6 protein-coding genes and 1 pseudogene are annotated in these 8,484 nt (G+C 58.0%); 2 read left to right on the top strand and 5 right to left on the bottom strand.

The features are described 5' to 3' along the window. A pseudogene (locus tag GQ59_RS33250) lies at positions 1–107 on the top strand (DUF982 domain-containing protein); the annotation flags it as partial. A 296-nt stretch (positions 108–403) separates the two neighbouring features. On the opposite strand, the gene ligD reads toward GQ59_RS33250, so the two are convergent. The 3 genes from ligD to GQ59_RS30060 form a co-directional block, all read right to left on the bottom strand. After that, complete coding sequence (gene ligD, locus GQ59_RS30070; RefSeq protein ID WP_037088526.1) at positions 404–3,073, bottom strand: DNA ligase D; 2,670 nt, start codon at positions 3,071–3,073, stop codon at positions 404–406. A gap of 1,652 nt (positions 3,074–4,725) precedes the next feature. Further along, positions 4,726–4,968, bottom strand: coding sequence for a DUF982 domain-containing protein (locus GQ59_RS30065; protein WP_037088525.1), 243 nt, complete (start codon positions 4,966–4,968; stop codon positions 4,726–4,728). Positions 4,969–5,402: 434 nt separating this feature from the next. Then, complete coding sequence (locus GQ59_RS30060; RefSeq protein WP_037088523.1) at positions 5,403–6,482, bottom strand: ROK family protein; 1,080 nt, start codon at positions 6,480–6,482, stop codon at positions 5,403–5,405. A 236-nt stretch (positions 6,483–6,718) separates the two neighbouring features. Between GQ59_RS30060 and GQ59_RS30810 the strand changes: the two genes are divergently transcribed. Beyond that, positions 6,719–7,312, top strand: coding sequence for a hypothetical protein (locus GQ59_RS30810; RefSeq protein WP_152564522.1), 594 nt, complete (start codon positions 6,719–6,721; stop codon positions 7,310–7,312). Between the two features lie 86 nt (positions 7,313–7,398). Here GQ59_RS30810 and GQ59_RS33700 read toward each other — a convergent pair whose 3' ends face one another. Both GQ59_RS33700 and GQ59_RS30050 read right to left on the bottom strand, forming a co-directional pair. Then, on the bottom strand, positions 7,399–7,620 hold the full coding sequence (locus GQ59_RS33700) for a DUF982 domain-containing protein (RefSeq protein WP_084683362.1): 222 nt from the start codon (positions 7,618–7,620) through the stop codon (positions 7,399–7,401). A gap of 198 nt (positions 7,621–7,818) precedes the next feature. Next, complete coding sequence (locus GQ59_RS30050; RefSeq protein ID WP_244448101.1) at positions 7,819–8,466, bottom strand: DUF72 domain-containing protein; 648 nt, start codon at positions 8,464–8,466, stop codon at positions 7,819–7,821. Between the last annotated feature and the right edge of the window lie 18 nt (positions 8,467–8,484).

Below are 8,484 nucleotides of genomic sequence, written 5' to 3'. Positions count from 1 at the left end.
GCGGCCTGTTCGCCGCCTTTGCCGAGAAACACGATCTGCTGACGCCGGAAACCGATGTGATCGCCGCGTCGCGCTTGCGGCGAGACAAAGATCCGCACGTGCAGTGAGGTGGTGGGATGATGCACGATTTGCTTCAGCAGGCCACCAACAGCGCGATGGCGATGGGACCAACGGTCTTGCTTCAGGGCATACAGCTTCGGCGACCGATCGACCTGGTGAGAGCGCGTGCTCTTTCAGTTGACGATAAGCGTTCGGTCGTCGCCGCCTGGGCTTCGGACTTTTACGCCGTCGATTCCAAGCCGGCCCTTCGTCAGCTCCCGGGAATAACTCCACTCTCGATCGATGAGGTGCAGCTGCGCTCGAAGAGCTCGATCGGCGCTACGGTTTTTATTGACTTGCGCGTTCAGGCGTCTTGCTTCATCGACTTGGCGAGCCGCTTGATTGCCTGCTCCAGCGAGCGCTGTCCGTCGCAATAATCCTGCCAGGCGCTCGTCTTCTCAAGAAGAGCGGGCACGGTGCGGATCGTGAACCGTTTTGGATCGAGATCCGTCTTCACTTGGGCCCATGTCAGCGGCATCGATACGGTGGCACCGGGACGGGCACGCGGAGATAAAGGCGCAACAGCCGTCGCCATGCGATCGTTGCGCAGATAGTCGAGGAAGATGCGGCCGTTGCGCTGGTTCTTGGCCATCTTGATCAGATAAAGTTCCGGGTTCTCGCGCGCCATCTGCAAGCAGACGTCGTGCGCAAAACCCTTTGCCTCGGGCCACGCTAGCTTCTTGCCCTTCGCGACAGCAAGGGGCGTGACGACGTGAAGGCCCTTGCCGCCGGTGGTCTTGCAAAAGCTGACGAGGCCGAGTTCCTCCAGCCGGTCACGCATCTCGCGGGCGGCTTCGACGACGGTGGAGAAGGGGACGTCCGGACCCGGATCGAGATCGAAGACCAGGCGACCCGGAACTTCAGGGAGTTTCGGCTCGCAATTCCAGGGATGAAGCTCGACACCACCGATCTGGGCGATGGCGGCCAAGCCCTCGATGCGATCGATCTGCAGATAAGGCTTCTTGTCGCCGAAGACCTGCACCAGTTCCAGAAGATTGGACGTGCCCGGCATCGCATGGCGCTGGAAGAACTGCTCGCCGCCGATGCCATCAGGCGTCCGGATGATCGAACACGGTCGACCCCTGATGTGGTCAATGAGCCACGGGCCGACCGCCTCGTAATATTGCGCGAGCTCGACCTTGGTCACCGGCATGCCGTCACCGGCATCCGGCCACAGCGGCTTCTCCGGATTGGAAATCAACACGCCCATGACGTTCGCTTTGCCCTTGCGGATGGACTTCGCCGGCGCTGGCTTTTCAGCTTCGACCTCGGGATCCGGAACGTCGGCCTCAACGGGCGAGGCAGGCCTCTCGGCGACGACTTCCCCTGCTGGTTTGTCTTCCCGCAGGCCCTTGAACGCCGCCTGGCGTACAAGCCCATCGGCCGTCCAGCCAGCGAACTCGATCTCCGCCACCAGTTCCGGCTTCACCCAGACGACGTTGGCATCCTTCCTCGGTACCCCAATGCCGGTGAACGGTGACTTGGCCGTTTCCAGCGCGCGCAGCTTGGGCAGCAGGACATCGACCTTGCCAGCGCCATAGCCCGTGCCGACACGGCCGACATAGACGAAATGGCTGCCGCGGTTGACGCCGACAAGCAGCGAGCGGAACTTGCCGTTGGTCGTGGCGTAGGCGCCGATAACGACTTCATGACCGGCCCGGCATTTGGATTTGGCCCAGGTCTCGGTGCGGCCGGATTGATAGGGAGCATCCGCCTGTTTGGAGACGATGCCTTCGAGCGACAGCTTGCAGGCTGACTTCAGGACGGCATCTCCGCCGGTCTCGAAATGCTCGACGAGGCGCAGGCGCGGATCTTCGTCAGCTTCTTCAAGCAGTTTCTGCAGACGACCTTTGCGGTCGGTCAGCGGCAGTTGTCGGAGATCCTCATTGCCTTCAAACAGCAGGTCGAAGGCGAAATATACCAGTTCGTCGGTCTTGCCTTCCGAGAGCGCCGCCTGAAGTGCTGCGAAGTCTGGCGCGCCGTTCCCATCGAGGGCGCAGATCTCGCCGTCGATGATGGCGTCCGGAAGCGCGGCGCCGGATCCGGTGATTGCCGGGTACTTTGCCGTCCAGTCGAGGCCCTTGCGGGTTTTGAGCGTCACCTTGCCGTTTTCGATGCGCATCTGGATGCGGTAACCGTCGAACTTGATCTCATGGATCCAGCCTTCAGTTGAGGGCGGACGCTCGCGCGTTTCACAGAGTTGCGGCGCGACGAAGCCGGGCATTACGGACATCGCTGCCTTGGCGGCTTTGGCCGGAGCGACTTTCTTCTTCGTTTTGGGTTCGGCTTTGCGTTCTTCAGCAGAAAGGCCGTGGTTACTGTCCCAGACCGCATCCGCGCGGACTTCGCTACTCTCGATCATGAACGGTTTCGGCTTCTTGCCCTTGCCGGCGGCGATCGCTTCCATCGTCCGACCCGAGGCGACGGAGGTTGCGTTGTCTTCCAAAACGGCCGCGCCGTTCTCCTCGACGGAGAAATCATCATGATGCTTGATCAGCAGCCAGTTGGTGCGCTTGCCGCCGTCGCGGTCATTGCGCATCCGCACGAGCACGAAGCTGCCGTGCAGCCGCTTGCCCTCAAGCGTGAACTTGAAATCGCCCTTCGCCAAAGCTTGCTCAGGGCTCTTGCTACCTTCCGGCTCCCAATAGCCGCGGTCCCAGAGCATCACCGTGCCGCCGCCATACTGGCCTTTCGGGATCGTGCCTTCGAAATCGCCGTAGTCGAGCGGGTGATCCTCGACCTCGACCGCCAGCCGCTTGTCGTGCGGATCGAGCGACGGTCCCTTGGTAACCGCCCAGGATTTGAACACGCCGTCGATTTCGAGGCGAAGATCGTAGTGCAGCCGCGTTGCGTCATGTTTCTGGATGACGAAGCGGCGGTGGTTGGACGCCTTTAGCTTTGCCTGGCCGCTCGGCTCCTTTGTTTTCTGGAAATCGCGCTTCTGCTTGTAGGTTGAGAGCTTGTCGCTGACCATGGCAGTCCCCGGTACACTTCCGCCTTCTCCGCCGAATGACGGCGGAGCTGAGGTGCGGACCGGACAGGTAGAACGCTCGGCTGCCATTTCGTTGGCCGCGAGGAGAAACCGGAAAATTCCTCGCGTTCATTATCCCCGTCACGTCCGGTTGACACGGCACGCGACCTCAAAGCGGAAAAGCATCCAGCCTGCATTTTGTTCCGGTTCCGCGATTGAGACGCGGTGATGGAGACGGAAAGCGGCGTCAACCAACTCTTACCACGTTCGCAGATGGCAGCAGCTCGATCTGGTCTGACCACATACCGCCGCAGTCGACGGTTATTATGGCTTTTAGACGCGTTTTCCATCGACCTCGTGATGAGGAAGTGCTTCACTCGCGACCGGCCACATATCGAGCTGGAACGCGGGTGCGCAAGGCTACACCGAGTCGGAAATCCTCGTTGAACATTTTTCCCGCTTCTATACGCTTGAAGATCTCTCCGCCGGTATTCCGGCAAAGGCTGTTTCAACAGCCGAAGCCGAGGGGCGGTTTGAAGCGGAGGGTTGGCGTGTTCACACAGGGCAGATTTCATTGACTTTCGCTTCCTTCGATCGACGACACGCCGTCTGTACCAGGCAATCGCTTGCAGACTGGCGATGAATGAGCATGTCAGCGGCGGTTCCCAACCTCGCGATCATGAGCCTGTGCATCACCCGGCGACATAGGCGTACCCCAAACGAAGGCGCTGGTGCTGGACTTGCCTGGCTTCGATGTTATCGGCATGGCCGGGAGAGAGCTACTGCACTCAATGGAATATGGTCGCCATACAGCTCGGCTTCATGGCGGACATGCAAACGCTTGCCGAGATGGCGGGGGACGATGACGCCGTAGATATCATCGTGAGCGGGGGAATGCTGATGCTCGCCGGGGAGATCAGGCGTCTGCGCATCTTCTGTAACAGAGACGGAGACTAGCTCGCGTTGTTCTCATTCCGTTCGTGACGTCGGTTTGAACTGCTTTAGAGCAGATAGAGGTAGGCTAGCCACAAGAGACCTATCGTCCACGATGCGGTGACCAGAAGCAGAAGACCGAGAAAGAGTTTTACCATGTTGCAGACATGCTGCACCTCATAGAACGTTCAAGCGCGGTAGGACCTTAGTCCCGCTCTGCATAAGCTAAAAAGCTAGGTTGCAGTGGAGTTGTATCCGTCCATCCACGTTTAGATGCGGGGTCTCGTCACGAGATGCGGGCAAGCTTCGCCTGTCCGGTTTGACGGCCGCCGCCCACTTCCCTTCCTCAAGTATCTTCTTCGCTGCTTTCAGGCCTATCAGAGCACGACGTTCGATTTCGGAGGTTTGTTCTTGGTATAGTCTCGGACCAAGCGCCCCGCGAGTCCGTGTTCCCCTCTGCGAAACGGTGGCGCGGGAATGCGACAAAGCAAACATTTCAGGAAACCGACGGGGTCTGCGAGGCTCACACAACGAGGGCATGGAGTGTACCACGCTGCTGCGACTTGGTGCCACGAGCATGTGTCGCCGTGCTTGGGCCGACCAGCGCTATTCGCTCGATGATTGCCTGTTCTAGAAAAGATCAGCCCACCGATGCATTGAGCCTCGCTCGGAGAACACCACCCTGCAACTGCGACCATTCCGGTCCGCCCGGCTGTTCGTGTTCATCGGAGGACACCCGCCTCCTTGGCGGCAACTTTGAACGCCAGCGCGGCAGCCGATGGGTCGGTGTGCCCATCAACGGCGCCCATGCAGAGCCGCTTTGCGGCGGCGAAAGACTCTCCTTCCTTCTTTGGCCAGCAAGTCATAAGGTAGGCGACCGCCTCCCTGCTATTTCGGATGCTCTTATAGTGGTCGCCGCAATCGATTGTGACTTCGATTGGCCGGTCCCAAAGATCGTGGTCCATCAGACATCTCCTCACCTTCTGGTGCTTTGGAGATAACGTCACCGATACGGGCTCGTTCCTGCCTAGGGCTTTGGTCCTACACCGGTTTGGTCGACGTGAACTCCGGCTTCGCGAGTTCTTTGATCCTTTTTAGGCAGTGAAGCGCGCAAGTTCGGACGAGTGCCACTCAGATATGCCGTGCGAGCTAACTAGCCCTGATATTGCCTTCAGAACCTGCCATGTTTACTGGATCGTATTTCCGTTTGAACCCGACAGGGACGAGATCTGCGGTGCATTCCGAAGTTAGGTTCGGCAAGCTCTTGGCCCGCTGCAATGCATTTACCGGGGAGCGTCGCCTTAGGCATCCTGTGGCGAAGCCTGATGAGATTAGAACAGTCTTCCTAAGTATTTGCGGTGGTTAATAGTTTACTTCGGCCAAGCTCACTGTTTAGGCGCTACTTTTCCTGGGGGACACGGTTTGTGAAGTGAGCGTTTCCGAGCCCGGTGCCAATCGTTAATACTGCCCAACTTGCAACATCTCTCATTAGTGGTACCTGCGATAGTCCCTGCACGACCGCGTCATTGTGCATGATGATGAACGTGTTGCTACCTTCGATCTGGGGAATGGTTTTCATGAGTTCCGCTGGGAGATTGAAATGGTCGCTTTCCCAGTTCCCGCCGGGCAGGTTCTGGCCTCCTCGAGTGATTGATCCATCCACCTCGATGACACCCGGGCAGCCAATGCCGATGAATGGAGCAAGTTTTATGCGGGCGGCTTTCGCGTTTTTAATCAGGTCCTCCAGCATCGATGCCAGCTTCGCTATAGTTGCTGTGCGACTAGGTTTCTCATCAGCGTGGCGCCACATAATCGATTCGCGAACTTTCGCATCATCCAAGTGTCGAATTTTGCCATTTCCGAACTCCACAATACCTGCGCGAACATTGGTGCCGCCGATGTCTACGGCGAGAATTGCCGCGTGTCCTTTCAACATCCAGTCGGGCATCAGGTGAACGGCTCCTATCAGTCCTGCCTCGTCCGGATGATGAGCGATCGGCACGATCTCGACGTCAACCTCGTCGTTCCTGAGCAGCATCATTGTCCTCGCAATGGCCAGTTCACCCACCCGGCGTTGACGGAAGCCGCCACCCACGACAATCCGTTTCGTCTTAGACCAACTCTTGTCCTTCATAAACTTCCTGATGACGTCGGCGAAATCCCGAGAGAAACCCTCGATCGCCCCCAAGACGAGAGCTACCGCTTCCGGATTATCGTCCCGCAGCAAACCGTCGATCTTCTTCTTGGATATCTCTTTCGTCGGGACAGCGCCAAGAGGATCTCTATTCAGCTCCCGCATCCGCCTTCTCAATTCATCGAGCTTCAGCCTAAACGTCTTCTTGTTGGCGTCATCGCCTATGAATCCTGTCCGGCCGCGCATTTCATTGTTGTAGTCATCTACCACCACCGACTGCAATATAGCACCACCATGAATGAGCGGTGTTGTCTCAGTATGTTCCTGACGATTGGGCTTTGCCATGAGATGCCTTTTGTCGATGCCGATGCTGCAGGGACAGCTGAACGCGCGGCCGTGTCCCCATGTTCCATTGCGTCAGCATGCTCTCAAAACTGACGGGATCAGTCCCTTTATTACTTCGGCTTGCGGAACCCGCTCTTCCTCCGAGAATTCTATGGATGGGGCGCGGTGACACCGCCGAGCTCCAGGCCTGCGCCAGGGCCTTGGCGCGTGAACGGCATTTTAACATGGAGGATGAGATGAATACCGAGGATCAACCAGAGGCGGTCTCGCCCGTTAGAATGCTAACTGCATTATTTAAGGACCTCGGCGTTGCTCAAACTGCTCTCCAGCGGCTTCGTGATGCAGGGATCCCGGATGACTCGTTCGGCTTGATCGCGGACGCGAGAGGCAACCGCCCAATCCCCGAGCAAGAGCGGAGCTTGTGGTCCAAGCTGGAAGATTTCATTTTTCCGAAAGATGATCACGAGCTTTATAGTGAGGGAATTCGTCGCGGAGGGTATGTGGTGCTGGTATCAGGCGTGTCGCGGCAGCAGTTCGACGCAGCACTCGATATACTCGACGATGAAGGGGCAGTGAATCTTGACGAGCATGCAAAAGGGTTCCCGTCTGAGGAGGAAAAGGACACTCAATCCTTCCTGGAAAGACTGCAAGATCCCCCGAAATTAATCGACCGCGACGAGGCTGCGGCAATCATCAACCAGGGCCATGGGGACGAAGTGGTACCGATCATCACGCAACGTCTTGAAGTGGGGCCGCGCGATAGTGATCGGCCTCGGGTCAGGGTGTATGTCGTCGAACATGCTCATAAGGATACCGAACCGAACCGTTGAGAGCTGGATGTGAGCGCCTTGCCCCTGGTTGAGCGCCCGATCCTGACCGATGACCGGGACAGGGACCCGGATTGTGACCGCACTGGTCAGTTACCAGTGATATCGAGGTCTGCTTCTTCTGCCGCTCGAAGAAATGCCGCTCGCGCTTCGGATATTGGGCGGCTGCCTCTCATGACGTCGAGGAAAATTTCGCGAGTCTTAAGAAACTCATTCCCAGAGTTAACGGGCCATGAGGAGGCCATAATGCGGGAGGCTTGGTCCGTGCTGACTACCTTGCGAGGTACCCCGCTCCGATCTTCATAGACCACCGGTCGACGTCAACGTTTCGGATCGAGCATACTTTAATCCTCACAACCGAGCGTGACAGAACAACCATCGCCGACGCATGTTCCGCTTCCTGCTGTTTCCGATGGTGGTACCTAGGAAGCGAAAGAACTCCCAGACCACCTACGGACCGTTCGGAGCACGATTGTCATCGTCTGCCGCGATGGCATGGCCGCTGAATCCTATAGCGCTTCGTCTGAAACTTGCTGCGAATATTTGTCGAGCATTGTCAGTGCGTCAGCCGCAGCAGAGCCCGACGCCGTGTTGTCGAACACGCACCAACTATCCGGCGCGAGAATTTCGAGAATCGTGTGGATCTCCGGGATGCTATAAGGCGAATAATAGATCTTCGGTTTTCCGTGCAGGCGAACGTAGCGCGGCGATTCTGGAAAATCTCCGATCTGCCAGACGAGGGCGGGATCGGCGAACACCCGATCGATACAGTAACGATCCAGCAACCCAATTGCCGGGACGGATGCCCAGCTTCTATGGCGCACCTCGAGGCCGATCGGTCCGGCATATATGGAGCGCATCGCTGCAAAGGCGGTTTCGGCATCTCCCTGATCGAACGCCAGCTTGGCCGGCAGCTGGCAAACGAGCGGGCCTAGCTTGGCATGGAGCGGCGAAATCTCATGAAGAAAACAACGGAAGACGTCGTCGATATCTCTCAACCTCCGCTCGTGGGAAATCGCGCGAGGTAGCTTCACCGCGAAACGAAAATTGTCCGGCACCGCGTCCGCCCAACGCCTGAACGTCGTTGCACGATGATGGCGATAGAAGGTTGAGTTGATCTCAACGCCTTTGAAAACGGTCGCATACCGCTCGAGGATGATGTCCCGAGAGGTGGT

The sequence above is a fragment of the Neorhizobium vignae genome, from assembly GCF_000732195.1.
Classification (GTDB): Bacteria; Pseudomonadota; Alphaproteobacteria; order Rhizobiales; family Rhizobiaceae; genus Neorhizobium; species Neorhizobium vignae.
The sequence above is the reverse complement of the archived record's forward strand: the minus strand, read 5'-3'. Positions and strand labels throughout refer to the sequence as shown.

Excerpts from the sequence above, each read along its gene's own strand:
- ligD (WP_037088526.1), bottom strand. The coding sequence starts at position 3,073 with ATGGTCAGCGACAAGCTCTCAACCTACAAGCAGAAGCGCGATTTCCAG.
- GQ59_RS30065 (WP_037088525.1), bottom strand. The coding sequence starts at position 4,968 with ATGGACCACGATCTTTGGGACCGGCCAATCGAAGTCACAATCGATTGC.
- GQ59_RS30060 (WP_037088523.1), bottom strand. The coding sequence starts at position 6,482 with ATGGCAAAGCCCAATCGTCAGGAACATACTGAGACAACACCGCTCATT.
- GQ59_RS30810 (WP_152564522.1), top strand. The coding sequence starts at position 6,719 with ATGAATACCGAGGATCAACCAGAGGCGGTCTCGCCCGTTAGAATGCTA.